Source organism: Bradyrhizobium sp. Kon69, assembly GCF_055807515.1.
Window position 1 is genome coordinate 1 of sequence record NZ_JBVVOS010000308.1, and the last position, 281, is coordinate 281.

Consider the following 281-nt stretch of genomic DNA (forward strand, 5'->3'; position numbering starts at 1 on the left):
CTTGATCGCTACAACCGAAAGCATCTTGCATATAGCTCCGGTGTCCAGAGGCTGGAAGGCTAGCGCTCCCAGCAATGTCGTGTTTCTCTCGCCAACCTTGACCAAACAGACGCTGCTTTGACAAGGGCAGTTACCTCAAAGCGGTATTCGAAGGCACCGCTGAAGCGGCCAACGGCGTTTACCCACCCAATACCTGGAGCTATGCCAAGGACTTGACCGGTTATCCACAGGACCTGGCCAAAGCCAAGGCACTGCTGAACCGCGCCGGCCTCAAGGACGGC

1 pseudogene is annotated in these 281 nt (G+C 56.9%); it reads left to right on the plus strand.

The features are described 5' to 3' along the window. Nucleotides 1-128 precede the first annotated feature (128 nt). A pseudogene (locus AC0L3U_RS39270) lies at nucleotides 129-281 on the plus strand (ABC transporter substrate-binding protein); the annotation flags it as partial.